The sequence below is a fragment of the Saccharothrix deserti genome, assembly GCF_009769385.1.
GTDB lineage: Bacteria > Actinomycetota > Actinomycetes > Mycobacteriales > Pseudonocardiaceae > Actinosynnema > Actinosynnema deserti.
The window spans coordinates 32,815-58,638 of the sequence record NZ_VKAB01000016.1 but is presented as its reverse complement, the minus strand read 5'-3'; the positions used below and the strand labels follow the sequence as shown (position 1 = coordinate 58,638).

General features: G+C 71.2%; 21 protein-coding genes. 9 read left to right on the top strand and 12 right to left on the bottom strand.

Annotated elements, in window-relative coordinates:
• Positions 1 to 108: 108 nt before the first annotated feature.
• From FM051_RS25565 to FM051_RS25550, 4 genes are read left to right on the top strand one after another with little or no spacing between them, the layout of a single operon-like run.
• Positions 109 to 1,353, top strand: coding sequence for a sugar ABC transporter substrate-binding protein (locus tag FM051_RS25565; RefSeq protein WP_158847597.1), 1,245 nt, complete (start codon positions 109 to 111; stop codon positions 1,351 to 1,353).
• 12 nt (positions 1,354 to 1,365) lie between these two features.
• Positions 1,366 to 2,244: a carbohydrate ABC transporter permease gene (locus FM051_RS25560; RefSeq protein WP_158847595.1), complete on the top strand. Its 879-nt coding sequence runs from the start codon at positions 1,366 to 1,368 to the stop codon at positions 2,242 to 2,244.
• Between the two features lie 47 nt (positions 2,245 to 2,291).
• Entirely contained in the window at positions 2,292 to 3,053 is a 762-nt protein-coding gene (locus FM051_RS25555) for a carbohydrate ABC transporter permease (RefSeq protein WP_158847958.1), read from the top strand.
• Between the two features lie 12 nt (positions 3,054 to 3,065).
• A complete protein-coding gene (locus FM051_RS25550) occupies positions 3,066 to 4,808 on the top strand; it encodes an amylo-alpha-1,6-glucosidase (protein ID WP_158847593.1) in 1,743 nt (580 codons plus the stop codon).
• A 43-nt stretch (positions 4,809 to 4,851) separates the two neighbouring features.
• Here FM051_RS25550 and FM051_RS25545 read toward each other — a convergent pair whose 3' ends face one another.
• Positions 4,852 to 5,742: a trypsin-like serine peptidase gene (locus FM051_RS25545; protein ID WP_158847591.1), complete on the bottom strand. Its 891-nt coding sequence runs from the start codon at positions 5,740 to 5,742 to the stop codon at positions 4,852 to 4,854.
• A 210-nt stretch (positions 5,743 to 5,952) separates the two neighbouring features.
• On the opposite strand from FM051_RS25545, the gene FM051_RS25540 reads away from it, so the two are divergent.
• Together FM051_RS25540 and FM051_RS25535 are read left to right on the top strand one after the other, a co-directional pair.
• Entirely contained in the window at positions 5,953 to 7,194 is a 1,242-nt protein-coding gene (locus tag FM051_RS25540) for an aspartate aminotransferase type Ic (RefSeq protein ID WP_202919039.1), read from the top strand.
• Positions 7,195 to 7,366: 172 nt separating this feature from the next.
• Positions 7,367 to 7,744 carry a cellulose binding domain-containing protein gene (locus FM051_RS25535; RefSeq protein WP_158847590.1) on the top strand — a complete coding sequence of 126 codons (378 nt, stop codon included), beginning with the start codon at positions 7,367 to 7,369 and terminating at the stop codon, positions 7,742 to 7,744.
• Between the two features lie 123 nt (positions 7,745 to 7,867).
• Here FM051_RS25535 and FM051_RS25530 read toward each other — a convergent pair whose 3' ends face one another.
• The 3 genes from FM051_RS25530 to FM051_RS25520 are packed head-to-tail and all read right to left on the bottom strand — an operon-like array spanning position 7,868 to position 10,730.
• Positions 7,868 to 8,179 (bottom strand): AtuA-related protein, encoded by a 312-nt coding sequence (locus FM051_RS25530; protein WP_158847589.1) that lies wholly within the window; start codon positions 8,177 to 8,179, stop codon positions 7,868 to 7,870.
• Positions 8,166 to 9,437, bottom strand: coding sequence for an acyclic terpene utilization AtuA family protein (locus FM051_RS25525; RefSeq protein ID WP_158847588.1), 1,272 nt, complete (start codon positions 9,435 to 9,437; stop codon positions 8,166 to 8,168). Before FM051_RS25525 ends, FM051_RS25530 begins: the two co-directional genes overlap by 14 nt.
• 9 nt (positions 9,438 to 9,446) lie before the next feature.
• Positions 9,447 to 10,730 carry a CitMHS family transporter gene (locus tag FM051_RS25520; RefSeq protein ID WP_158847587.1) on the bottom strand — a complete coding sequence of 428 codons (1,284 nt, stop codon included), beginning with the start codon at positions 10,728 to 10,730 and terminating at the stop codon, positions 9,447 to 9,449.
• Between the two features lie 89 nt (positions 10,731 to 10,819).
• Between FM051_RS25520 and FM051_RS25515 the strand changes: the two genes are divergently transcribed.
• The gene (locus FM051_RS25515) at positions 10,820 to 11,758 is read left to right on the top strand and encodes a LysR family transcriptional regulator (RefSeq protein ID WP_202919014.1); all 939 of its coding nucleotides are present in this window, start codon (positions 10,820 to 10,822) and stop codon (positions 11,756 to 11,758) included.
• Between the two features lie 3 nt (positions 11,759 to 11,761).
• On the opposite strand, the gene FM051_RS25510 is transcribed toward FM051_RS25515, so the two are convergent.
• Positions 11,762 to 13,141: an alpha/beta hydrolase-fold protein gene (locus FM051_RS25510; RefSeq protein WP_158847585.1), complete on the bottom strand. Its 1,380-nt coding sequence runs from the start codon at positions 13,139 to 13,141 to the stop codon at positions 11,762 to 11,764.
• 250 nt (positions 13,142 to 13,391) lie between these two features.
• Here FM051_RS25510 and FM051_RS53275 point away from each other — a divergent pair, with 250 nt between their 5' ends.
• The gene (locus FM051_RS53275) at positions 13,392 to 13,514 is read left to right on the top strand and encodes a hypothetical protein (protein WP_274383716.1); all 123 of its coding nucleotides are present in this window, start codon (positions 13,392 to 13,394) and stop codon (positions 13,512 to 13,514) included.
• A gap of 30 nt (positions 13,515 to 13,544) precedes the next feature.
• Entirely contained in the window at positions 13,545 to 14,234 is a 690-nt protein-coding gene (locus tag FM051_RS25505; protein WP_158847584.1) for an SDR family NAD(P)-dependent oxidoreductase, read from the top strand.
• 216 nt (positions 14,235 to 14,450) lie between these two features.
• Here FM051_RS25505 and FM051_RS53270 read toward each other — a convergent pair whose 3' ends face one another.
• From FM051_RS53270 to FM051_RS25470, 7 genes are read right to left on the bottom strand one after another with little or no spacing between them, the layout of a single operon-like run.
• Positions 14,451 to 17,138 carry a non-ribosomal peptide synthetase gene (locus FM051_RS53270; protein ID WP_202919013.1) on the bottom strand — a complete coding sequence of 896 codons (2,688 nt, stop codon included), beginning with the start codon at positions 17,136 to 17,138 and terminating at the stop codon, positions 14,451 to 14,453.
• Between the two features lie 22 nt (positions 17,139 to 17,160).
• Positions 17,161 to 17,985: an SDR family oxidoreductase gene (locus FM051_RS25495; RefSeq protein ID WP_158847582.1), complete on the bottom strand. Its 825-nt coding sequence runs from the start codon at positions 17,983 to 17,985 to the stop codon at positions 17,161 to 17,163.
• Between the two features lie 9 nt (positions 17,986 to 17,994).
• Complete coding sequence (locus FM051_RS25490) at positions 17,995 to 18,687, bottom strand: thioesterase II family protein (protein WP_158847580.1); 693 nt, start codon at positions 18,685 to 18,687, stop codon at positions 17,995 to 17,997.
• A 10-nt stretch (positions 18,688 to 18,697) separates the two neighbouring features.
• Positions 18,698 to 19,399, bottom strand: a complete 702-nt coding sequence (locus tag FM051_RS25485) for an SDR family oxidoreductase (RefSeq protein WP_158847578.1) — start codon at positions 19,397 to 19,399, stop codon at positions 18,698 to 18,700.
• 31 nt (positions 19,400 to 19,430) lie between these two features.
• The gene (locus FM051_RS25480; protein ID WP_158847576.1) at positions 19,431 to 20,678 is read right to left on the bottom strand and encodes a cytochrome P450 family protein; all 1,248 of its coding nucleotides are present in this window, start codon (positions 20,676 to 20,678) and stop codon (positions 19,431 to 19,433) included.
• Between the two features lie 19 nt (positions 20,679 to 20,697).
• Positions 20,698 to 22,035 (bottom strand): MFS transporter, encoded by a 1,338-nt coding sequence (locus tag FM051_RS25475; protein ID WP_158847574.1) that lies wholly within the window; start codon positions 22,033 to 22,035, stop codon positions 20,698 to 20,700.
• The gene (locus FM051_RS25470) at positions 22,025 to 25,810 is read right to left on the bottom strand and encodes a type I polyketide synthase (protein WP_158847572.1); all 3,786 of its coding nucleotides are present in this window, start codon (positions 25,808 to 25,810) and stop codon (positions 22,025 to 22,027) included. Before FM051_RS25470 ends, FM051_RS25475 begins: the two co-directional genes overlap by 11 nt.
• Between the last annotated feature and the right edge of the window lie 14 nt (positions 25,811 to 25,824).

Here is a 25,824-nt window from a genome sequence, read left to right as displayed (position 1 = left end):
TCACATCGGCAGTTAGGTTGACGCAGCCTCGTTCAGGTCGAACCGGTTCGACCTGAACGTCTGACGGGTCGTCAGTGCAGCCGCAGCCGCCAGGAAGGACCACCACCCATGAAGCGCTCTCCGATCACCCAACGGTTCGCCGTCGCCCTGGTCGCGGCGGGACTGACCCTCTCCGCGTGCTCCTCCTCCACCGGGGACGCCGGCGGCACCACCGCGGACGGCACCTTCGCCGTGTGGGACCCGTACCCGCAGTTCGACGGCGGCTCGCAGTGGGCGAAGGTGATCGAGAACTGCGGCACGCAGGCCGGCGTCAAGGTCGAGCGCCAGGCGTACGACACCTCCGACCTGACCAACAAGGTCCTCCTCGCCGCGCAGCAGGGCGTCGCGCCGAACGTCCTGGTCGTGGACAACCCCGTGGTGTCCACCCTCGCCGAGGCCGGCGTGCTCAAGGCGAACCAGGACACCGGTCTGGACGCCTCGAAGGCGTCGCCGAACCTGGTGACGGCGGCCGAGTCGGACGGGAAGACCTACGGCGTGCCGATCGGTGCGAACACCCTGGCGCTGTACTACAACAAGGCGGTCCTGACGGCGGCCGGCGTGGACCCGGCGTCGATCAAGGACTGGGCTTCGCTGGACGCGGCGCTGGCGAAGGTCGCCGCGGCGGGCAAGAAGGGCATCACCTTCTCCGCCATCGGCACCGAGGAGGGCACGTTCCAGTTCCTGCCGTGGTTCTGGGGCGCGGGCGCACAGCTCACCGACCTGTCCTCGCCGCAGGCCGTGGCCGCGGTGGAGCTGTGGAAGTCCTGGTTGGACAAGGGGTACGCGCCGAACTCGGTCATCGGCAACACGCAGACCACGAGCTGGCAGGAGTTCGCCACCGGCGAGTACGCCTTCGCCGAGAACGGCACGTGGCAGCTGGGCAACGCCAAGAAGGCCGGCTTCGAGTACGGCGTCATCCCGATCCCGTCCCGCACCGGGGGTGTCGCGCCCGCGCCGACCGGCGGCGAGTTCGTCACCGTGCCCGCCCAGGACGACAAGGACTCCGAAGCGACCGCCGCGAAGATCGCCAACTGCCTCACCAGCCCGGACACCGTGCTGGCCACCGACACGGCCCTGACCTACGTCTCCGCCGTCGCGTCGGTGCAGGACCAGCAGGTCGCCGCCCAGCCGGAGCTGCAGGTGTGGGTGGACGCGGTGAAATCGGCCAAGGGCCGCACCGGCGACAACCTCGGCACCCGCTACCCGCGGATCTCACAGCCGCTGTGGACCGCGGTGCAGGCGGCGCTCACCGCCTCGAAGGCGCCGGCGGACGCGCTGAAGGACGCCCAGGCCGCCGCGGCCTCGGCGAAGTAGGGCACGCGGTCGATGCGCAAGAACCTCGTCGGCTGGGCCTTCCTGACCCCGATCGTCGCCTACCTGCTGCTCAGCTACGCCTACCCGCTGGTGACGACCATCGACCTGAGCATCCGCGACTACACCGTCCGCTCGTTCGTGCGCGGTGGCGCGCCGCTGACGGGGTTGACGAACTACGTGACGGTGTTCGCCGACCCCACCTTCCGCACCGCGCTGCTCAACACGGTGCTCTTCACCGTCGTGTCGCTGGTGTTCCAGTACGGCATCGGGTTGGCCATGGCGTTGTTCTTCTCCCGCAGCTTCCGCCTGTCGGCGACGCTGCGGGCGCTGTTCCTCGTGCCGTGGCTGTTGCCGCTGATCGTGTCGGCCTCGACGTGGGCGTGGATGCTCAACAGCGAGGCCGGCGTGGTCAACGCGGTCCTCGGCGCCGTCGGCATCGACAAGGTGAACTGGCTGACCTCACCGGACTGGTCGCTGGCTTCGGTGACGATCGCCAACATCTGGATCGGCATCCCGTTCAACCTCGTCGTGCTCTACAGCGGGTTGCAGAACATCCCCACCGAGGTCCACGAGGCGTCCGCGCTGGACGGCGCGAGCTCGTGGCAGTCGTTCTGGAACATCACCTTCCCCCTGCTGCGGCCGGTCTCGACGATCACGCTGCTGCTGGGTCTGGTCTACACGCTCAAGGTGTTCGACATCATCTGGATCATGACGCGCGGCGGCCCCAGCGGGTCGTCCACCACCCTGGCCACCTGGTCCTACGAGTTGGGGTTCGGCAACACGCTGCCCCGCTTCGGACCCAGCGCCGCGGTGGGCAACGTGCTCATCCTGCTCGCCCTGCTCGCGGGGCTGGTGTACGTGCGCGTCCAGCGCAACCAGGAGGCGTCGTGACGCGGTCGTGGTGGCGTACCGGGGTGGGCCTGCTGCTCACCGCCGTGATGCTGTTCCCCGTCTACTGGATGGTCAACGTCTCGCTCACCCCGGCGAGCCGGATGCGCAAGTCGCCGCCGGACCTCTTCCCCGTCACGCCGACGTTCGAGGGGTACGCGCGGGTGCTCGACGAGCAGTTGCCGTACTTCGGCACCAGTCTGCTGGTCGCGGTCGGCACCGTCGCGCTGACGTTGGCGCTGGCCGCGCCCGCCGCGTACTCGCTGGCGAAGCTGCGCCCGCGCGGTCGCGGGCCGCTGATGTTCGTGCTGCTGGTCGCGCAGATGATCCCCGGCATCATCATGGCGCTGGGTTTCTACGGGATGTTCGTACGCCTCGGCATCACGAACACGTTGTGGGGTCTGATCTTCGCCGACTCCACGATCGCGGTCCCGTTCGCCGTGCTGATCCTCACCTCGTTCATGTCGGCCGTGCCCGACGAGGTGGTGCAGGCGGCGCGGATCGACGGCGCGGGCGCGTTCCGCGTGTTCTGGTCCGTCGTGCTGCCCTCCAGCCGCAACGGGCTGGTCACCGCCGGGCTGTTCGCGTTCCTGTGGGCGTGGTCGGACTTCGTGTTCGCCGCGACCCTGGACAGCGGGGGCGCGCTGAAGCCGTTGACGCTCGGCATCTACCGCTACATCGGCAACAACAACCAGGAGTGGAACGCGATCACGGCCACCGCCGTCGTCGCGTCCGTGCCCGCCACCGTGCTGCTCGTGCTGGCCCAGCGCTTCGTCGCCGCGGGCATCACGGCGGGCGCTGTCAAAGACTGAAAAGGGGAGCTTGTGGACGACTTCTCGGTGCGGGAGATCCCGTTCAGCCACCATGGGGCGTGGTTCGGCATCTCCCCGGTCACCGCGCTCGCCACGTACGCCGACGACCTCCACCTGGTGTCCCACCGCAACGGGATGCACGCGGTGTTGTCGCTCGTTCCCGTGCCTGTTGGTGGTCACGGCCCCACCGAGGTGACGGCCGACCCGGCACTGCTGACGTGGACCGCGGGCCGGGGGAGGGTCGCGGCGGCCTTCGAGTCGCCCTCCGCGCTCCGGATCACCGGCCACGGCCTCGGCCTGCGCATCGCCGCCGCGGACGCGACCCTGACGCCCTTCACCGGGACCTACTTCTTCCACGACCCGGTCACCTCGTCGTACGTGTTCACCTCCTACGAGACCGGCCACCGTTACCGCGTGACCGTCCTCTCGGGAGGTGCCGAAGCGCTGGGTGCTTCCGCGTTGGGCACGGCGGAGCGGGCGGTCGTGATCGGTGGGGACGGCGGTGAGTGGGAGCTCGCGCTGGAAGAGCTGACGACGGCTCGCGGGCCGTTCTCGTCCGACGCGACGTTCTCCGAGGTCGTGGCGGCGTCACGGCGATCCTTCGAGCAGTTCGTGGACGCGGTCGCGCCTTGGCGCAGCGACCGCACGCCGGCCGCCGAACTCGCCTGCTACGTGCTGTGGTCGGCCACCGTGGCACCGGCCGGGTTCATCCGGCGGCCGGCGGTGCTGATGTCCAAGCACTGGATGGACAAGGTCTGGAGCTGGGACCACTGCTTCAACGCCCTCGCGTTGGCGCCCGGAGCTCCGGAGCTGGCCTGGGACCAACTCCAGGTGGTGTTCGACCACCAGACCGACGAGGGCGCGCTGCCCGACTCGATCACCCACGCCGAAGTCCTGCACAACTTCGTCAAACCCCCGATCCACGGCTGGGCGGTGAACCGCCTGCGCGAACGCCTGCCCGGCGGGCTCCCGGCCACCGAACTGCCGCGCCTGTACCGGCAGCTGGAGGCGTGGACCACCTTCTGGCTCGACCACCGCCGCGCCCCGGGCGAACCCTTCCCGCACTACGAGCACGGCAACGACAGCGGCTGGGACAACTCCACCGTCTTCCACGAGCAGCGGCTCGTGCAGACCGCCGACCTCGCGGCGTTCCTCGTCGTCCAGATGCGGGAACTGACGCGTCTGGCCTGGGAGATCGGTGACGAGGCCGCCGCGACGCGGTGGACGCGGGAAGCCGACACGATGCTCGCCGCGATGGTCGACCGGCTGTGGAACGGCTCCGAGTTCACCAGCCGTGCCGTCGACGGCGCACCCCGCACCACGGCGAGCCTGCTCGACCTCGTGCCGATCATCCTGGGCGCACAGCTGCCCGCGGACGTGCACGCCAAGGTCGCCGCGGGCGTGGCGCGGCACCTGACCCCGGTGGGCCTGGCCACCGAACTGCCCGACTCGCCGTTCTACGAAGCCGACGGCTACTGGCGCGGCCCCGTGTGGGCGCCCTCGACCGTGCTGGTCGAGGACGGCCTGCGCCGAGGAGGTGCGGTGTCGCTGGCGGACCAGGTCAGCGCCCGCTTCCGCGCCGTGTGCGAGAAGTCCGGCTTCGCCGAGAACTTCGACGCGCTCACCGGCCAAGGTCTCCGCGACCGCGCCTACACCTGGACCGCGAGCGCCTACCTGCTGCTGGCCGGGGAGGCTGAACACAGACTCCTCGGCCGGCATCAACCGCAAGCGTCCGATCACGGTGCAGGATCATGATCTCGGACCTCCGCGACGCGTTCGCGCGGTCCGACCGGAGGGATCAGGCGGCCTGCGCCCGGTTGTACAGGTTCTGGGCGTCGGTGCCGAAGTACGGGCCGAACATCCAGTTCGGGAACAAGTTGATCTTGTAGCTGTTCACCGAGTTGAGCGTGCCGGTGCCGGTGGTCTCGGAGAACGTCCGGAACCAGGGGCCACCGCTGGCGCCTCCGGTCATGTTGCACGTCATGCCGATACCGTCACTGATGAGTGCGTTGAACGTCCGTCCACTGCAATAGACGAGCTTTGTCCCGTCGTAGGGTGCGGCGGCGGGGTAGCCGAAGGCGTAGGTGTTGTCCGCGCGCGGCTGGTTGAACGCGATGCCCTGGGCTCCGACGACATCGGTGAGGAATCGGCCGCCCAGCTGTCCGACCACGATGGCGCCGATGTCGTAGTTGATGTCCTCGGATGCGTCCCATTGCGGGGTGGCCAGAGTGGTCCGGGCGTTCCACGTGCCGTACGGCGCGTTTCCGTTGTCGTACGCCGGAACGAAGGCGACATTGGTGTGGTACGCGCCGTCGAGTTTCACGCAGTGGCCGGCGGTGACGACCGTGCTCTTGTTGCCGCTGGTGACGGCGTTGCCGCTGCACGAGGCGTTGCGGCCCTGGTAGGTGAAGAACACGCGGCCCGCCGTCGCCACGACGGCACCCCCGCCGGTCCACGTGCTGCCGCCGTTGGGGAAGGCCAGCGGCGCGACGGCGGCGGGCTCGCCCGTCGGGACGGTGGAGCGCAGCGCCGAGGGCGTGGCGGTGCGCATGTCGAGTGGAACGGCGGCGCGCATCCGTTCCGGCGTCCAGTAGGTTCCGGGCGCGGCGGCCTGCGCCACGGGGACGGTGACCAGCGATAAGGCCAGGGCGCTCGTCACGGAGACGAGTCGCTTCACCACACGGTTCATGATCTTCCACCTTTCGTGGGTCGATCAACGGCAGGGGACCGTGGTGTGAAAGTTACTCAGTGCGACGCCGTGTCGTTTCCGGCGAACGGGTGAGAATCTTCGCCGTTTCGTACTCCCTGGCCCCGCTCGCTCACGGCCGGGCGGTGACGTCTCCGGGTGGCCATCAGGGATCATGTGCGGGTGACGTTCTCCGACTTGCCCCGCGAAGAGTTGTCCGAGATGGCCGCGCAGTTGCGGATCGCGCACGAGGAACTGCGGACGCGCGGCCTGCGGCTCGACCTGACCCGCGGCAAACCGTCGGCAGAGCAGCTGGACCTGTCCACTCCGCTGCTCGAACTGCCCGGCGCGGGCGATCACCACGCCGCCGACGGTTCCGACACCCGCAACTACGGCGGGCTGCGCGGGCTGCCGGAGCTGCGGGAGATCTTCGGTCCGCTGCTGGGCGTGCCGCCGGAGCAGCTGATCGCCGTCGGCAACTCCAGTCTCGAGTTGATGCACGACTACCTGGTGCACGCGGTGCTGTTCGGCGTGCCGGGAGTCGACCGGCCGTGGCGGGACGGCGGCGTGGCCTTCCTGTGCCCGGTTCCCGGTTACGACCGGCACTTCGCGATCTGCGAGAAGCTGGGCATCGAGATGATCCCGGTGCCGTTGACCGGCGACGGCCCGGACATGGCCGAGGTCGAACGGCTGGTGGCGGAAGACGCCCGGATCAAGGGCATCTGGTGCGTGCCCAAGTACAGCAACCCGACGGCCGACGTCTACTCGCCGCAGACCGTGCGGCGGCTGGCCGGGATGCGTGCCGCTGCCCCGGACTTCCGGATTTTCTGGGACAACGCCTACGCCGTGCACCACCTCACCGACCAGCCGCGCGAGATCGACAACCTCCTCGACGCGTGCGAGGCGGCGGGTAACGCGGACCGGCCGCTGGTCTTCGGCTCCACCTCGAAGATCACGTTCGCGGGCGCGGGCGTCGGTTTCCTCGGAGCCTCGAAGTCCAACCTGGACTGGTTCGTCGGTCATCTCGGCAAGCGCACGATCGGCCCCGACAAGATCACCCAGTTGCGGCACGTGCGTCTCCTGCGCAGCCCCGAGGGCGTGCTCGGGCACATGGCACGGCACCGGGAGCTGCTCAAGCCCAAGTTCGACCTGGTCGAGCGGACGTTCTCCGAACAGCTCGGCGGCACCGGCGTGGCGTCGTGGACCAGCCCGCGAGGCGGCTACTTCGTCTCGCTGGAACTCATGCCCGGTTGTGCCTCCCGGGTGGTCGACCTGGCGGCCGAGGCGGGCATCGCGCTCACTCCGGCCGGGGCGCCGTTCCCCTACGGCAAGGACCCCGACGACACGGTGATCCGGATCGCGCCGAGCTACCCGCCGTTGCCCGAACTCGCCGAGGCGATGAACGGCCTGACCCTGTACGTCAAACTCGCCGCGGCTGAGCGCCTGCTGCGCTGACCTCGCCACCGAAGACTGCCGAACGCGCTGCCGAGCCGGCCTCCCGGCTCGGCGCGCTGATGTGACCGTTGGGCCGGTCGCCGACCGCGAATGCCGGTGATTGACGTCACTCAACGCGCGTGAGTAGCATCCAGCCGTCTGGCCCGCCGGTCACGCCGACCAGAACTACTACATGTGCTCCGACGTGCGGTTCCCGGGCGGTGCGTCGGACCCGACCACGCCACAACCGGACCCGCCGGCCCCGAACGACGGCTGCTCGGCCACGTACACCCTCGCCGGCCAGTGGGCCGGCGGCTTCCAGGCCGACGTGAAGGTGACCGCAGCCCCGACCGCGATCCGCGGCTGGACCGTGAAGCTCCGGTTCCCGGACGGGCAGACGGTCGGCCAGTCGTGGTACACCTCGATCACCTCGGACGGCACCACCACGACCGCCCGGAACGTCGACTACAACGGCACTCTGGCCGCCGGCGCCGGCACCACGCTCGGCATCCAGGGCAACTGGCTCGGCACCAACGGACCCCCGACCCTGAGCTGTGCCGCGACGCGGTAACCGATCCTGACGACGCCGCCCCGTGGTCTGTGCGACGCGGGGCGGGCGTCGGGCGCCGAAACTTCGTCAGAAGTCCGAGAAAGTTTCTAAGCCAAGCTGCACGTGCCGGACATGACCGGGTGGTCAACCCGGCCGCACGACCTCCAGGGAGAGCAGCCGGAAGCTCAACGACTTGCCGTGCGTGTCGAGAGCGAGGGAAGTGGTGACGCCACCGTCGATGACCTGGTGGCACACGAAGTGCAGGGCACACACACCCGGCAGTTCGTGGCGGACGACCTCACCGGCGACGTGGTCGGCCAGGTGGGCGCGGACCCGCTCGGCGGTCAGCTCGCGCACGAGCAGCGGGTAGTCGGCGTCGTCCCGGGGGAACACCGAGAGGGTGGCCACGTTGCCCTTGTCCCCGGCTCGGCAGTGGGCAAGTTCATGGAGCAGCATCGGCGGCCTCCAACAGGGTGACGGCGGGACGCACGGCCTCGCGGGGGATGAGGGTCGAGACGATGCCGATGACCTCGGTGACGTGTACGCGGACACCGCCGCCGCCGGCCGGGCCGTTGGTGTAGAGGGATTCCACCTCGTCGCCGACCCGGTCGAGCAGCGCGCCGTCGTGGCTGATGGCGGCCACCCGCAGCCGGCAGTCGAGGTCGCCGCCGAGCACCTCCGCCCGCAGCGGCACGCCGGCGAGCCGCTTCGTGACGACCTCGGCGGCGAGCGCGCCTCGGGCGGCGGCATTCGGGCCGACGTAGGAGATCTCGGCTTCCACCTTGGAGCCGGCCCGGTAGCCGACGCTCACCTTGAGCTCGTCGGGCCGGGGAAGCCCGCGGGCGCCGGACACCCGGACGTCGTCGGTGACGGTCACCTCCCTCAGGTCCAGCACGACGTCGGGGGTGCGGTACGCGGCGGGGTCGGTGATCTCGTACAGCAGCTGCTCGCGGACGGTCGCCCGGGACAGCACGCCGCCGGTCCCCGGCAGTTTGCCCAGCCCGGCGGTCCCGTCGGCCGACACGTCCGCGTACGGGAAGCCCAGGTCGTCGAGGTCGGGCACGTCCTGGTAGCCGGGGTCGGCGAAGTAGCCGCCCGTCAGCTGACCCGCGCACTCCAACAGGTGTCCGACCAGGGTGCCCGCGGCCACCCGGGGCACGTCGGACAGGTCCCAGCCGAGCCGGTCCGCCACCGGCGCCACGAACAAGGACGGATCGGCCACCCGGCCGGTGATCACGACATCGGCTCCCAGCGCCGGCAGCACCGCGTCCGCGCCGAGGTAGGCGTTGGCGGACACGATTTCGCCGTGCGAGCGCAACGGGCGCCCGGTCTCCCAGGCGGGCGCGTCCAGGTCTACGGCGGCCAGCACGTCGTCGCCGGTGACGACCGCGACCGTGCCACCGAGACCGAGCGAGTCCAGCAGGGTCCGCGTGAGCCGTCCGGCCGCGAGGGGGTTCGCCGCACCCATGTTCGTGACCACACGAACGCCGTGCCGGAAGGCCAACGGCAGCAGCCGGGTGAACCGGGAGGGCAGGCGGGTCTCGTAGCCCAGGGACGGATCGGCGAGCCGACGTCGCTGGCCCTGCGCGACGGTCCGCTCGCCGAGGCACTCCAGGACCAGGTCGGCCAGGTCGCCCCGGCGCAGCAGGTCCTCCGCCGGCTCGATCCGGTCGCCCGAGAACCCCGCCCCGCAGCCGATCCTGGTGGTACGCAAGCAGACCTCCTAGAACGAGATGGCGCCGGTCACCAGGGCGACGGCCGTCATGACCAACGTCGTGCCGAACGCCCACTTGAAGATGAACCGCTGGTGTGCGCCCAGTTCGACCCCGCTCATGCCGACCAGGATGAAGGTGGACGCGGTCAGCGGGCTCAACGGGAATCCGGTGGTCATCTGGCCCAAGATCGCCGCCCTGCCGACCTCGGCCGCGCTGCCGCCGAACGCCGCCGAGGTCTCCGCGAGCACCGGCAGCACGCCGAAGTAGTAGGCGTCCGGGGTGAACACCAGTGACAGCGGCATGGCCGTGACCGCCACGAGCACGGGCAGCGCACCGCCCGCGCCGTCGGGGATGACGCCGACCAGCCAGCGCGCCATCGCCCCGATCATGCCGGTGCCGCCGAGGATGCCGGTGAACACCCCGGCCGCGAAGATCATCGCGGTGACCAGCACGACGTTCCCGCCGTGCTTGGCGAACAGTTCCTGCTGCCGCTCCCACGAGGGCGTGTTCACGATCACCGCGAGGACGAACGCGACCACGAACACGACCTCGAGGGGGAACAGTTGTGCCAGCAGCACGCCGACGAGCGCGAGCGTCAGCACGACGTTGAACCAGAACCGGAAGCGGTCCCACCCGGCGCGCGGCTCCGGTGCCGGCGTCACCTCGTCCAGTTCGATCACGCCGAGCCGCCTGCGTTCCGACCGGCCGATCAGGAACGCCGCGACCAGCACCCAGGCGATCCCGGCGACCATCGCGGGGATCGCCGGCACGAACACCTCCGCCGCGCTGAGGTCCAGTGCGGCCATCGCCCGCGCGGTCGGCCCACCCCACGGGACCATGTTCATCACGCCCGCGCCCAGGCACACCACACCGGCGAGCACGAGCCTGCGCATGCCGAGGCGTTTGTAGATCGGCAGCAGGGCCGACACGGTGATCAGGAAGGTCGAGGCGCCGTCCCCGTCGAGCGCCACCAGCAGCGTCAGCGCGGCGGTGCCGACGGTGATCCTGAGCGGGTCGCCCTTGGCCCACCGCAGCACCCGCGCGACGGCCGGGTCGAACAAGCCGACGTCGACCATCAGGCTGAAGTACAGCACCGCGAAAGTGATCATGATCGCGACCGGGGCGACCTTGGTCAGGCCGTCACCGATGAGCTTGCCGAGATCGTCGCCGAACCCGGTGAGCACCGCGACGAGGATCGGCAGCGCGGTCAGCGCGATGAGCACGGAGACCCGGCGGGACAACACCGCCAGCAGGAACAGCGCGATCGTGATGAATCCACCCGCGGCGAGCATCGTCGACCTCCTTCGAGCGTGTGCCCACCCTCCCGGCGGGATCTATTGCAATCAAGCATTAATTTTCGATAGTTTCATGCGTTGTGCGGATGGATCTGACGGTTCAGCAGCTGCGCGTCGTCCTGGCCGTGCACGACGCCGGCAGCTTCACCGCAGCCGCGGAGGCGTTGTTGCAGGCGCAGTCGTCGCTCTCGCGGACCGTGCTGGAGGTCGAACGCCGCCTCGGGGTGGCGTTGTTCGAGCGGACCACCCGTCGCCTGGAGCCGACCGCGGAGGGACGCGAGTTCGTCGCGATCGCGCGGTCCACGGTCGCCTTCTTCGAGGGGAACCTGCGTCACTTCGAGGGATTCCTGGACGGGCGGCGCGGCCGGGTGCGGGTCGCGACGTTGCCGTCGCTCGCGGCGATCCTGCTGCCGCCCATCGTGTCCGCCTACCAGCACGGGCATCCGGCGGTCGAACTGTCCATAGAGGACGCTTTGGCGGTCGAAGTCCTGGAACGCGTGCGCGCCGGAACGGTCGACTTCGCCGTCACCGTGGTGTCGGCGACCTCCGACCCCATCGACGACCTGCACGTCACGCCGGTGGCGACGGACCGCTTCTGCTGCGTGTTCCCACCCGACCACGCGTTCGCCGACCGTTCCGAGGTCACCTGGTCGGACCTCGCGCGCGAGTCGTTCATCGCCTTCGACCGCACGACGAGCATCCGCCAGCACCTCGACCGGGCGTTCACCGAATCGGGCACCCACCCCCGCAACACGGTCGAGGCCCGCAACATCAGCGCCGTGGCCGGGCTCGTCGCCGCCGGCCTCGGCGTCTCGGCCGTGCCGGGGCTGGTGCTGCCGCTGACCGGGTTCGCCGGGCTGGCGCACCGCCCGCTCGGCGAACCACGAGCGGAACGCCGGATCGCGGTGGTGCGGGTGCCGCGCAGGCCGCTGTCACCGGCGGCCCGCGCGTTCCTGGACGCCATCACCGACGCCAGGCGATCCGGCGCCGCACTGCCACCGGAGGCGTCCTGGCTGCCGGCCTGACGATCACCGGCGCCGGCGCGACTGGGCGAACAACCAGTCGACGACCACGTCGTTCTCGTAGGTCTGAGCCCAGGACAGGTGCGGGTTGACCGGCGTCGTCCCCCGTGTGTAGCTGGTGAACAGCACATGGCTGCCCGCCGCGTCCGCCGTGCGCAGCAGGGCCCGGGAACGCGACTCGAAGTCCGCCTTCGGCAGGTCGTTGGCCCACTCGCCACGGGTGACCTTCGCGCCGGCGCTCTCCAGCGCGTTCATCAACGTCCACGTCCCCGGCCTGCCGAACCGGCCCTCGACGTACGGCACGATCGGGTCGTCGATCGAGTGATCGGCCCAGATCGGGACGTGGGCGATGCGGGACATCGTCGACGGGTCACCCCAACCGGCGGTGGGCAACGCCGCGGCGAACCTGTCGGGCAGCTTCGACAACAGGCTGAAGATCCCGCGGCCACCCGAGGACGGACCGACCAGGTAGATCCGGTCGGTGTCGACCGGTCGGCCCGCCACGAAGGTGTCGATGAGTTCCACGGTCGCCGCCTGGACCCGCGCGTCGGTCCAGTCCGTGCCGTCGGGGCCGTCCATGGGGCGTGGCAGCGGGATCTGGGGGGAGAGCACGAACGCCGGGTTCCTCCGCCGGCGATCCGGCTTGGCGAACGTGACCGCGAGCCGGTTGGCGGTCAGCTGGGTGGTGTTGTTGTCGGCGACCTCGCCGCCGCCGTGCAGTGTGACGACGAGCGGGTAGCGCGTGCGCCCGTCCGGGTCCCGGACGAAGCCGTCCGGTTGGTACAGCCGGAAATCGAGCTCGAAACCGGCGGAGTCGGTGTACGAGCCCGCGGTGAAGTCGTCGACCACCGGCGTGAGCACGCCACCGTTGCGGACCGCGAACGGGCTCGCCGCGAGGACCACCTCACCACGAGGCGTCGTCAGGTCGCTCACCTGCCGCACCGCATAGGCACCGTCGAGGGGGAACGGGTCGGTGCCGGACGCACGGGCGTTGGCGTCGGCCGTGTCCAACTCGACGATCAGGTAGTTGCCCGTCCGGCCGCGCTCGGCCAGTTCGGGTGCGGAGTTCGGGTACACCCGGATCACGGTGCGCGGCGCCGTCGTCCCGTTGACGGTGGCCGTGACCCGGAACGCCGAGGGCGCGACGACACCGCCACGCAGGTCCACGGGTTGGGCGTACCGGATCGCGACCGCGGCCACGCGCCAGTTGTCCCGCGGCGTCACTGCGGTGACGAGATCGGCCCCGACCCTGGGGTTCCGCGCCGACGCCACCGACGCCACCGGCTGCTCCGGCGCCGCCGTGGCGACGTTCGGCGAGCCGACGATCGGGGCGGTGACCGCGCCGGCGGCCAGGCTGAGCGCCGCGCGCCTGTTGATCCCTGTCATGACCTCGCCTCACCGTTGAGCGACGATTGGGCTCCAAGTGTGTGAGCGAACGCGCCCGGCGGTCCAACACCGGTGTCCGATGCACTGATGCGTCGAACGCATTGATCGGCGGCCGGTACCGAGGCGCTGCGGCGGCGCTCGACTGTGGCAGCGACGAACCCCGAGGTGGCTCCCTTCCTCGGTGCGAGGCGTCGAAACCGACCGGTGATAGCTTCGCCGTGGCTTGTCAGTTCCGCACCGGGGGGTGTCCGTGTCGGTGGTCAGCGCGCACGACGGCAGCTTCGGGGCCATGGCGGACGACGTGGTCCTACCCCGCTTGTCCCGCTTCCTCGACGCCCACCTCGGTTCCACGCCGCCGAGCCGCACCACCTGACCCTGGCCCGTCACCGCTCTGGGGAGAACAGTGGACGTCCTGATCACCGGCGCGAACCGCGGCATCGGCCGCGCGCTCACCGCCGAGTACCTGGCCAGAGGGGCACGTGTCTTCGCGGGCACGCGCTCGGCGAACGGCGAGGCCGCGTTGCGCGCGCTCGAAGCGGAGGGCACCTCGCTCAGGGTGGTGCGGCTCGACGTGACCGAGGAGGCCGACCTGGCCGAGGTCGCGCAGGTCGTCGAAGCCGAGGCGGGTGGGCTGGACGTCCTCGTCAACAACGCGGGCGTGCTGCAGCGGAGCACCGGCTTCCGCGACGTCGACCCCGCCGCGGCGCTCGCCCTGCTCAACGTCAACACGCTCGGGCCGCTGAACACGGCCAGGCACTTCGCCGGACTCCTGCGCGCGGGCTCGCGGATGGTCAACATCACCCTGCCCACGCCGCCCGTCGGCAAGGTCGCCAAGCCGCGCAACCACGTCTTCGTCGCGAGCCGCTACGCGCTCAACGCGCTGACCAGGATGATCGCCACCGAACTGGCGGGCACCGGGGTGACCGTCGCCGCGCTGTGGCCCGGCTACCTGCGCACCGACATGAACGACCACGCCGCGGACGCGGCTCCACCGGACACCGCGACACCGGGCCTCGTCGACCTCATCGACCGCCTCGGCCCGGACGACCACGGCGCGTGCGTGCTGCCGGACGGCAGCCACTACGACTGGTGAGCCCCGCCGCCGGGCAGGATCAACCTCATCGCCGCGGTGGTCACCTGCATGAGCAGGCGGATTGTGGCGACCAACCCAGAGGATCGCACGTGAGCGGGTCATCGCGGGCGAGTCGGCCACTACGACCGACTCGCCCGCGACCACCTCGGCGCACTCCACCTCGCCGGCACACTCGCCCGGCTCGGAGGATCCGTCGGACATTCCCCGGACGGCGGGTCAGTTGTCCCCGTTGCGGAGAGCGGTGACCACTGAGCGGATCGTCGGGTTGCGGTACAGCTCGCGCAGTTGCAGCGGCGGCAGTCCGCCTTCCCTCATGCGCGCCCCGATCCGCACCGCGAACAGGGAGTTGCCGCCCAATTCGAAGAAGTCGTCGTCCAACCCCACCGGCACGCCCAGCACCGCGCCCCACACCTCGCTCAGCTTGGCGGCCAGGTCGTCGTTCCCGGTGGGCGTGGCGGCCGGCTTCGCCGTGGTGGTGACCGGTGGCGGAAGTTTCGTCGCGTCCAACTTGCCGTTCGTGGTCAGCGGCAGCGCGTCCAGCGCGGTCACGGTGCTCGGCACCATGTAGTCGGGCAGGATGTCGGCGGCCCGCTTGCGCACGCTCGACGACGTCTCACCGGCCGCGCCGTCGGCGAGCACCACGTACGCGTCGATCCGGGCGGTGGCCGCGTCGTGCGGGTCGTCCCGGCGCACCACCACGGCCGCCGTGCGCACGTCCGGGTCCTCCAACAGCACCGCGCGGATCTCGTCCAGCTCGATCCGGAACCCGCGCACCTTCACCTGGCTGTCGATGCGCCCCAGGTGTTCCAGTGCGCCGTCGGGCCGCAGCCGGCCGAGGTCGCCCGAGTGGTAGACCCGGCCCGGCGCCACCGGGTCCTCGGTGAACCGCTGCGCGGTCAGGTCGTCCCTTTCGAGGTAGCCGGACGCCACCCCGGCTCCACCGACCCAGATCTCCCCGGGCACCCCCGGCGGCAGCAGCCGCCCGTCCGGGTCCACCACGTACAGGTGCCACCCGGGCAGGGCCGGTCCCACCGACCGCGACCCGGCCAGCGCGTGCCGCCGGGTGACCGTCTGATGCGTGACGTGCACGGTGGTCTCGGTGATGCCGAACATGTTCACCACCCGGCACCCCGACTCGGGGCGCACGTCGAACCACGGCAGCAGCACCCGCGCGTCCAGCGGCTCGCCGCCCAGCACCACCAACCGCACTGCCAGGTCGTCGTGCGGCACGTCCACGAGCTGCGCGAACGCCGACGGCGTCTGGCTGAGCACGGTGACCCGCTCGGCCACCAGCAGGTCGCGGAACTTCTCCGGTTCCCGGGAGACGAAGTACGGCACCACCACCAGCCGGCCGCCGGTGAGCAGGCAGCCCCAGATCTCCCACACCGAGAAGTCGAACGCGCTGGAGTGGAACAGCGTCCACACGTCCGACGACCCGAGCCGGTACTCCGCACGGGTCGCGTCCATGAGCGCGATCACGTTCCGGTGCGGGACCACCACCCCCTTGGGGCGGCCGGTCGACCCGGACGTGTAGATGACGTACGCGGCGTCGTCGGGCGTCATGGTGCTGGTGAACGGCTCGGCCCCGGCCGCGATCACCTCGTCCGGCGTCACGGGGACGGTGGACGAGGTGCCGGGGAACTCGGGCAGCCGGGTGACGACCAGCCGGAGGTCGGCGTCCTGCGCGGTGTAGGCCAGCCGTTCGGTCGGGTAGGCGGGGTCGGCGGGCACGTAGGCGGCTCCCGCCTTGAGCACGCCCAGCAGGGTGACCACCAGCTCGGCGGTGCGTTCCAGGCACACCCCGACCCGGTCGCCGTCCGACACCCCCAGCGCGCGCAGCCCGCCGGCCACCGCGTCCGAGCGCTCGTCCAGCTCGCGGTAGGTCAGCCGCACCTCGCCGTCGGTGAGCGCCACCAGGTCCGGTGTGCGGGCCGCGACCGCGCGGAACGCCGCGTCGATCCGCGTCGGCGTGGTCGAAAGCGCCCGGTCCGGTCGACCGAGCGCGGCCACCCGCTCGCGTTCCGCCGCGTCCAGCAGCTCCACCTTGTCGGGCGCCACGTCCGGGTTCTCCCGCACCTGGCGGTGCACGTGCGCCAGGTGCCGGGTGAACTGCTCGACCTGCGCCGGGGAGATCCGCCCGGCCTGGTGGTCGCAGCGCAACCGCACCGTGTCGCCCGTGCGCCACACCGAGAACGTCAACGGCAGCGGCGGGGCGAGGCACGGCCGGTACTCGTCCGTGCCGAAGTCCACATCGGACACCAGCAGTCCGGCCACGGCCGGTTCGCCGGTCGGTTCCACGGTCGGTTCCGCGGCGGCTCCCGGGGTCACCCGCACCGCGCCCTGGTCGGTGCCGATGATCGCCCAGCCAGGGGAATCGACCGCGTCGTAGCGCACCAGGGTGATCGCCAGCGCGGTGCGCCAGCTCTCCGCGTCCCCGGCCTCGTCGAGCAGCAGAGCCAACTCGACCGCTCCCGCGTCCACCGGGTCCGGGGCCGCCGCCCAGTCCGGCACTCCGGCCGCCGCGACCGCACCGACTTCGGTCCCGGCCGCCGCAGCTGTTGCAGCCTCCGCAGCCGCCGCGACCTCGGTCCCTGCCGGCTCCACCGGGTCCGCACCGGTCAGCGAGGCCGCCACCGCGCGCAGTCCGGCCGCGTCCAGGAATCCCCGGTCCGCCACCAGCACCAGGTCGGCGAGCCCGTCCCGGTACCGCAGCACGGTGCACCGCAGGCCGGTCACCGCCCGGCTCATCTCGGCCGCGCGCCGCCGTTCCGCGACCGGCTCGGTCGACCGGGCGGGCACGTCGTCCACCCAGACCCGGGACTGCGCGGGCGCGGTCAACGCCTCGGGGTGGACCGCGCCTGCGAGCCGGACCCGCAGCGCGTGGCATCGGGCGCCTGGAAACACATGTCCTCCTGGTCGGTGATGGTCAGTGCGCGGTGAAGCCGCCGTCGACGGTCAGCACCGAGCCGGTCACCTGCGCCGAGTCGTCCGACGCGAGGAACACCACGGCTCCGGCCACGTCGTCCGGCTCCACCAACCGGTTCATCGGCTGCGACTGGGTGAAGGCCGCCACGTGCTCGTCCGCCGGGACGTCCAGCGCGCGGGCGATCTCCCGCAGCATCCGGCCCTCGGCCTCGGGGGTGTCCCGCACGTTGCCCGGACACACCGCGTTCACCCGCACCTTCATCGGCGCGTAGTCCAACGCGGCCGCCTTGGTCAGCCCGATCAGCCCGTGCTTCGCGGCCACGTACCCGGCGAAGTGCCGGTAGCCGACCAGTCCGGCGGTGGACGCGATGTTCACGATGCTGCCCGAGCGCTGGTCGCTCATGGTCTTGCCGACCTCCCGGATCACCCGCCACGCCCCGGACAGGTCGACGTCCAGCATCAGCGACCACTCGTCCTCGGTGATCTCGTGCACCCGCTTGCCCGAGGGCGCGGCGATGCCAGCGTTGTTCACGACCACGTCGATCCGGCCGTAGCGGTCGCCCGCCAGGCCCACGGCGTCCCGCACCGACGTGGTGTCACGCACGTCCGCCTTCGCCGTGAGCACCGACGCGCCCCGGTCCCGGCACAGCGACGCGGTGTGCTCGAGCTGGCTGGCCGACCCCAGCGGGTACGGCACACCCGCCAGGTCCGCGCACACGTCCAGCAGCACCAGGTCCGCGCCCTCGGCGGCGCAGGCCACCGCGCTGGCCCGGCCGATCCCGCGGGCCGCCCCGGTGATCACGACGACCTTCCCGGTCAACCGCATCGGTGCCCCCTAGACCGCGGTGTCGATGAGTTTGAGCAGGTCGGGCGCCGACTCCGTCAGGTACATGTGGCCGCCGGGCAGCTCCACGTACTCGAACCCCGCGCCGGCCACCTCCGACCAGCGGGCACCCTCGGCCGCGGTGACCAGCCCGTCGTCCGAGCCGCGCAGCGACGTGATCGGAGCGGGCAGCCGGGCGGCCGTGCTCGGCCGGTAGTTCTCGTGCATCTCCACGTCGGCGCGCAGCGTCGGCAGGATCAGCTCGCGCATCTCCGGGTCCTCCAGTGCCTCGTGCTGGAACCCGGCGAACTGCGACACCCGCGCGAGGAACTCGTCGTCGGGCAGGCCGGTGGCGCGGCCGGGCCGCTGGGTGTGCGGCTCCGGCGACCCGCTGACGAACAGGTGGCGCAGCACCAGCTCCGGGTGCGCGACCACCCGGTGGGCGAGCTCGTAGGCCAGCACCGCGCCCAGGCTGTGCCCGAACAGCACCACGTCGGTCAGGCCGTCGAGCTGCCGCACGAGGTCCGGCAGCAGTTCGTCCGCGGCCACCTGGACGTCGCGGTAGGGCTCGACGTCGATCCGCCGCTCCCGACCGGGCAGTTGCAGCGGCACGACGGCCAGTCGGTCACCCGCGTGCGCCGACCACGGGCGGAAGAACGAGGCTCCCGCCCCGGCGAACGGCAGGCACACCAGTGCGATCTTCACGTTCGTCCCCTCAGGCAGGTTGGCCGATTGGCCTGATGATGATGGTGTTGACGTCCACTGTGGAGGGTTGCCCCAGCGCGAACACGATCGAGTCGGCGACCTGGTCCGCGGACAGCAGGATGCCGTCCGGCAACGAGCCGTACTCGTCCCAGAACGGCGTCTCGGTGCGCCCCGGCGACACCAGCGTCACGCCGACGCCGTCGCTGGTGACCTGCCGGCGGGTGTTCTCCGCCAGCCCGGTGACCGCCCACTTGGTGATGCCGTAGATGTTGCCCGCCGAGTACGCGTGCCCGGCGACGCTGCCCAGCAGCACGATCCGCCCCTTGGACCGCTTCAACTCCGTCAGCGACGCCCGGATCAGCAGCGCCGGACCCAGGACGTTGGTCAGCACCATCTCCCGCCAGCCGGTCGGGTCGCCCTCCGCGATGTCGTCGTGCGTCGCCCAGCCCGCGTTCGCGACCACGGCGTCCAGCCGGCCGAACCGCTCCACCGTGGTGGCCACCGCCGACTGGACGAGGTCCCAGTCCCCGGCGTCGCCCTGGACCGTCAGCAGCTCGGCGGGCTCGCCGACCTCCTTCGCGAACCGGTCCAGCCGCTCCTGACCGCGCCCGACGATGGTCACCCGCTGCCCCTTGTCGAGCAGCTGCCGTGCGGTGGCGGCCCCGATACCGCTGCCACCACCGGTGATCAGCGTGACGGGAATGTCGGTCATGTGGTGCTCCAAAGGGTTGTGCGGTCGAGAACTAGCGGGGCAGCTTCTTGGTGAAGGTGACCGGCAGGCGGGAGACACCGTGACCGACGGAGTTGTCGTAGAGCCACTCGAGCTCCTCGGGCGGCACCGCGAGCGCGATGTCCGGCAGCCGGCGCAGCAGCGTGTTGAACGCGATCTCGCCCTCCAGGCGGGACAGCGGGGAACCCGGGCAGAAGTGCGCGCCGTGGCCGAAGGAGAAGTGCCGGATGCCGGTGCGCGTGATGTCCAGCCGGTCCGGCTCCTCGAACACCTCCGGGTCGCGGTTCGCAGAGTTGATCATGAGGTGCACGAACGCTTCCTTGCCGATGTGCACGCCGGCCAGTTCCATGTCCTCGGCCGCGACGCGCAGCGTGCCGCGGTAGACGGGCGGCTGGTAGCGCAGGAACTCCTCGATCGCGTTGGGCGCGAGGCTCGGGTCGTTGCGCAGCATCTCCATCTGGTCCGGGTGCGTGAACAGCGCCTCCATGCCGTTGCTGATCAGGTACGCGGTCGTCTTGTGCCCGGCGTTGATCAGCAGGATGAGCGTGGACACCAGTTCGTCGTTGGTGAACCGGCCGTCCTCGTCGGCGGCGCGGATCAGCGTGCTGACCAGGTCGTCACCCAGGTCCTCGCGGCGCGCGGCCAGCAGCTCCTTCAGGTACTCCTCGATGCTGTCGCTGGCCCACTTCAGCTTGCGGTTCATCTCGTCGGTCGAGTACGGCGCGCCGCTGAGCAGCAGGCCCCACTCGTGCAGCTTGTCCCGGTCCTCGAACGGCACGCCGAGGAACTCGCAGATCACCTTCAGCGGCAGGGTCAGCGCGAACTCGTGGAACAGGTCGGCCTCGCCGTCGGTCAAGGCGTCGATCAGGTCGTCGGTGGTCTCCTGGATCCTCGGCCGCAGCGCCGCCATCTTGCGCGGCGTGAACGCCTGCGCCACCAGTTTGCGCAGCCGGGTGTGCTCCGGGGCGTCCGCGGTGAGCATGTTGCGGATGAGGGTCGGGCTGGAGTCCTTCAGCAGGGCCTGCCACCACGCCGGCGCCTTGTCCACGCTCTTGGACAGCCGCGGGTCGCTGAACATCCCGCTCACCGTCTCGTAGTCCATGACGATGTACGCCTCGGCGCCCTCCGGGTGGTTCACCTGGTGCACCGGGCACTTCGAGCGCAGCCGAGCGTTGTCGGCGTGTCGGTTCGGGTTCGGCCCGTTGAAGAACTCCGGGGGCAGCTGCTCGTAGTGGACGCCCGGCTGCGCTTCGGTGCTCATTCTTCTCCTCCGATGACGGTCATACAGCGACGGCTTCCGGGGCGGGCAGGTTGCGGATGCGCTTGCTCAGGGTCGGCAGCGCGGCCACGGCCGAGATCACGCACATGGTGATGAACACCCAGGTCGAGCCGGCCAGCTCGAACACGGCGCCGACCACGAAGACACCGAGCGGGGCCGCGCTCATGGACATGAAGAACACCGCGCCGAGCACACGTCCCTGGACCTTGTCCGGGGCGACGGCGGCGAGGTAGGACAGGAACAGCGTGCTGATGATCGGACCGCGGATGAACACCAGCGTCACGATGATGCCCAGCGGGATCACGCCGGGGGTGACCGCGAGCAGGATCGCCACCACCGGGCCGATCCACGCGCCGTACAGCACGATCACCGACGGCTTCACCTTCTTGAAGACCCACCCGGCGATCAGCGACCCGAACAGCCCGCCGAGGCCTGCCACCGCGAGCGTCGCGCCGATGAACGACTCGGACGCGCCCCGCCCCTGCGCGGTGGCGATCAGCGCCAGGAACACACCGGAGTGGGTGAACGCCATGTTCGACCCCATGATCCAGATGATCAGCGGGCGCAGGATCGGTTGCTTGAACAGGAACCGGAAGCCCTCGGCCGTGCCGCCCTTCTCCTTGGCCGCCCTGGCCGACTCGTTCTGCATCGGCTTGCGCACGAACAGCAGCAGCACGGTGGAGATCAGGAACGACACCACCGCCGCCAGGTACGGGAACGCCCGCGCCACCCCGAACAGCGCACCGCCGATCGGAGGCCCGGCCACGGTCGCGCCGAAGTACCGGATCTGGTTCTGCGCGGTGGCCTGGGTCAGTTGGGACGGCGGCACCAGCGCCTTGATCGCGGCCATCCCGGCGGGCTGCGACAGTCCGAAGCAGACGGCCGAGCTCACCGCGATCGCGAAGATCACCGGCATGTTGGTGTTGTCGGTGAAGATCAGCACGCTGAACAGCGCCAGCAGCACGACCCGGATCATGTTGCAGCCGATCAGCAGCAACCGGCGGTCCAGCCGGTCGGCGAGGGTGCCGCCCGGGATGGACATCACGCTCGCCGTGATCAGCTGTGCGGACCCGACGATGCCGGCGTACAACGTGGACCCCGTGGTGGCCAGGATCAGCAGGGGGTAGGCGATCTCGGCGGTCTCCTTCGCCACCGCGGCGAACGCCTCGCTGGTCCACAGCGCCTGGAAGTCGCGGTTCTTGATCAGCGGCCGTTCCGGGGCCTTCGGGTCCGGTTCGCCGGTCGGCGCGGCATCCGACTCGGGCAACGCGGCCGGCGGGTCCGCGTCGAGTACGCGGTCCGACGTGCCGGTGCTGCGGTCGAGTGGTTCAGTGGACATCCGCAGCCTCATTCCGCACCGGCGCGACGCCGGGCAACGTGGTGATCAGATCCTCGGCGAGCCGCCGCACGTGCGGCTCGGTCAACACCGACCAGTGGTTCCCCGGCACCGGGAGGACGCGCACACCGCCGCCGTAGAACGGGGTCAGGCGGGCGGTCAGCCGGTCCGCGCCACGCGCGTCCACGCCCACCTTGAACACCACGGCCGGGCAGTCCACCGCGCGCGGCCGGTACGGCGCCAGCACGCGCGCCTTGTCGAGGAACAGCTTGCGCAGTGCGGGGTTGCGGCGCATCTGCCGGCCGACCACGCCGATGTTCAGCACCCCGGCCACCTGGAAGCCGACGTGGCTGTACAGGAACTCCGGGTCGAGTCCGAGGGGCACGCCGAGCCGGCCGGGCATGAACGCGTCGATGCACAGCAACACGTCCACCACGGCACCGCGCGCGATGAGCAGGCGGGCCATCTCGTGCGCGACGACCGCGCCGAACGACCAGCCTCCCAGCGTGTACGGACCTTCGGGCTGGATGCCGAGAACCGCGTCGACGTTCAGCGCCGCCACCTGTGCCACGGACCGGTGCGCGGGGTCAGCCGGATCGGGCTCCAGCCCGTACACCGGGCGGTCCGCGTCGAGCCGGTCGGCCAGCGGCTGGTAGCTGAGCGCGGTGCCGGCGGCGTCGGCGGCCAGGAACAGCGGGCGGCCCGTTCCCTCCCGCAACCGCACGGCGTTCACCGGCGGGCGCGCCGCCGGTGCCGTCGGCCGGTCGCGTTCGGCCAGTTCGACCAGGCGACCGAACGTGGGGTCGCGGGAGAACTCGGCCAGCGAGAGCACGATCCCCGCCTGCTCCCGCAGTCGGCTCATCATGTTCAACGCGATCAGCGACTCGCCGCCCAGCGCGTAGAAGTGGTCCGCGTCCGAGGAGGGCGGTTGGCCCAGCGCCGTGGTCCACAGCCGCTCCAGCACCGGCCGCACCGAGTCACCGGCGGCCGGCTTCGACCGGCGCTCCCGCGACTTCGCCGCGACCCGCACGACCTGGTCACCGTCCGGGTCCTCGCCCAGGAACGGGTGCGGCGGCAACGAGCAGTGCGGCGGCGGCTCGACGCCCGCGCCCGGCGCGAGCACGGTCTCGCCCAGCACGTCCACGCCGCGTTCCCACAGCGCGCCCAGCGCCCGCAGCAGACCCAGGTCGCCGTCGTCGGCGCGGCCCAGCAGCGGCAGCCCGGTGTGGGTGTCGCCGTCCCAGCGGCTGTTCCAGCGCACCGTGCCCAGCATGGTGCCGCCGGGTCCAAGCTCCAGGAACGTGTCGACCCCGGCGTCGAGCAGCGTCTCCACCCCGGCGTCCAGCAGCACCGGGCTGGTGAACTGCGTGGCCCAGTAATCCGGCCCGGCCACCGCCGTCGGGTCGGCCCACGTGCCGCTGGTGTTGGACACCAGCGGCAGCGTCGCCGGCTTCGCCGAGGTGTCGGCGACGACCCGGTGCAGGATCTCCGCGGCCGGGGCCAGGGCCGCGCAGTGCCCCGGCCGGTCCACGGCCAGCACCCGCACGTCCAGCCCGGCCAACGCGTCCCCGGCCAGCAGGTCGTCCACATCGGACTCGTATCCGGACAGCACCACGCCGCCGCGGCTGATCACCGACACCGCGACCGGGCTGTCCGGACCGAGCCGGCGGATCACCTCGTCGGAGGTGCCGTTCACCGCGACCATGCGGCCGGGCGGCACCTCCGACCACGCCACCCGGGCGCGCTCGTGGATCACGGCGGCGGCGTCGGCCGGCGACCACACCCCGGCCAGAACGGCCGGCGCGTACTCGCCGATGCTGTTGCCGAACATCCCGACCGGGGTGATGCCCCAGTCCATCAGCTGCCTGCCGAGCGCGTAGCCGATGGCGAAGAGCCCGAGCTGCTGGTTCGCGCCGTCCTCGAACCACTCCGGACCGCCGTCCACCTCCGCCACCACCGGCGACAGGTCCACGCCGCACCGGTCCAGCACCGCGTCCCGGATCTCGTCGAACCAGCGGCGGAACCCGGGCAGCAGTCGGTAGGCCGGGGCACCCGCGTTGTACCGCAGCGTGCCGTGTCCCGGGAACAGGAACGCCACCTTGCCCAGCGGGCGCGGCTGCGCCGGGTCGCCCGCCGCGGCCAGCAGGTCCGCCGCGTGTGCCGAATCGGACACCGCGAACGCCTGCTTGTGCCGGTGCACCCGGCGGTCGGCGAGGGTGCGCGCCACCGCGGTCAGGTTCCGCGCGGGGTCCCGGCGCAGCGCGTCGGCCAGGGTCTCGCGCAGCTTCGCCAGCGCCTCCGGCGTGGCCGCGGACACGGCGAGCACCGTCCCGCCCGGTCGCGGCGCGGCCGGCTCCCGCTCCGGCGGGCCCTGGAGCACCACGTGCGCGTTGGTGCCGCCCACGCCGAACGAGCTGACGGCCGCGATCCGGTCGCCGCGGTCCGGCCACGGCCGGTGCTCGGTGCACACCCGGAACGGTGTGCCGTCCAGCTCCAGCAGCGGGTTCGGCTGGTCGAAGTGCAGGCTGGGCACCAGTTCGCCGTGTTCGAGCATCAGCACGGTCTTGATGAACGCGGCCACGCCCGCCGCCGCGCTGGTGTGGCCGAGGTTGCCCTTGACACCGCCGAGCATGCAGTAGCCGACCTCGTCGGTGGACATCCGGAAGGCCTCGGTCAGGGCCTGCACCTCGATCGGGTCGCCGATGGGGGTGGCCGTGCCGTGCGCCTCGACGTAGTCGATGTCGGCCGCGTCCACCCCGGCGAGCTTCTGCGCGTAGCGGATGACGTCCCGCTGGCCGGGGATGGAGGGTGTGGCGTAGCCCATCTTCTCCGCGCCGTCGTTGTTCAGCGCCGAGCCGAGCACCACCGCCGCGATCCGGTCGCCGTCGCGCAGTGCGTCGTCCAGCCGCTTGAGCACGACCACGCCGACACCTTCGCTGGGCACGGTGCCGGTGGCGTTCACGTCGAACGGTCGGCAGTGCCCGTCCGCGGACAGCGCCCCACCCTGCTCGTGCCAGTAGCCCCACTCGCCCGGGGGCGACACGGCCACCCCACCCGCCAGCGCGGCGTCGCACTCCCGGCTCAGCAGGCTCTGCACCGCCATGTGGATGGCGACCAGCGAGGTGGAGCACGAGGTCTGCACGGTCATCGCCGGGCCGCGCAGCCCCAGCTTGTAGGCGGTGCGGGTGGCCACGTGGTCCTTTTCGTACCCCATCACCCGTTCCAGAGGGGTGAGGCCGCGGCCGGTGTCCGGGTGGGTGCGGTCCGCGCCCGCGTACACGCCGATCCAGCCGTCGAACCGGGTCGGGTCGAGGCCCGCGTCGTCCAATGCGGACGATGCGGTCTCGAGGAACACCCGTTGCTGGGGGTCGATGGCCGCGGCCTCGGCGCGCTTGTACCCGAAGAACGACCAGTCGAAGTTCGAGGAGCCGGCCATGACGCCCTTGGCGGGCACGAAGTTCGACTGCCGGACCTCGTCCGGGTCGGCGCCCTTGTTCCGCACCAAGTCCTCGACGTCGAACCGGGTGATGCCCTCGACGCCGTCGCGCAGCAGCTCCCAGTACGCTTCGACGTCGTTCGCGCCGGGGAAGCGGCATGCCATCCCGACGACTGCTACCGCGTTCTCGGTGTCGGTCACCTCGTCCCCCTTCCCGTTCAGGTCTGCCGCCGGGTTCGGCAACCCGCACCGCGGTACCGCGGACGCGGTCGCCCGCGTCGCGCACGGCGGATCGCCACCAAGCCCCGAGCCGCGGGTGGTGGGCTCGTACTCGTCCGACATTCGCTGGTCCTCCA